The 827-nt window shown below is 52.7% G+C and carries 1 protein-coding gene; it reads right to left on the reverse strand.

Annotation, left to right across the window (positions count from 1 at the left end; all coding sequences use genetic code 11):
- Window positions 1–34: 34 nt before the first annotated feature.
- Window positions 35–827 (reverse strand): bifunctional GNAT family N-acetyltransferase/hotdog fold thioesterase (locus R7Q11_RS25565; RefSeq protein WP_225466924.1); only part of this gene is annotated, 793 nt, incomplete at its 5' end.

Raw genomic sequence — 827 nt, forward strand, 5'->3', positions numbered from 1 at the left:
GGCTACGAAGAACGAGGTCGTAGCCGAAGAAGAACTAGCAACTGAGTAGCTGCGAATAGTTGGGCAACAGCATGTACGTGCCAACGAAATCAACCGCAGGCGTATCGCCGCTGTAAATCACCACATGGATGACAATGCGCGCCTTGCGCCCTGACGCCAAGCGATCCAAATCACCACTGATACCATCAAGCGAGGTACTCGCCACCGGATTTTGCTCCACCGGATGACGATAACGAATCGAGCTGTCTGCCAAAACGATATCGCCATGCAAACCGCGCTCTTTGAGCAGTAACCACGTCATTCCCCATCCCGTCAGCGTTGCCAACGTAAATGCCGAACCAGCAAACATCGTATTGTGCGGGTTCAAATTCGGATTGAGCTGGGCACTGCATTCGAACTGATAACCGGTGTATTGGTTGATTTTGATGCCCATTTTGTCCGCAATTGGGATCTGCGCTTCCCAGCGCTGCTGCAATTCCGTGCACCATTCTGGGCGACGTAACACATTCGCCATCGGATCAAGCGGCTTCACCATTTGTTGGTGACGGACCGGACCGCGGTCATCGGTCAACTCACCACGACGTTCAAAACCATTTTTTTCATAAAACGCAATCGCATCTTCACGGGCATTACATACCAAACGTTTCGCACCTTCTTGGCGCGCAAGCGATTCCAACGCGACCAACACCAGTGAGCCCATGCCTTTGCTGCGACGATTGCCTTTCACCGCCATATAGCGGATTTGGCCATCGTTATCCGGAGTAATGTACAAACGTCCGATCGCCATTGGACGACCACGGCTATCCACAATCATGCGGTGGTGGCTC

This window comes from Vibrio sp. 970, from assembly GCF_033339075.1.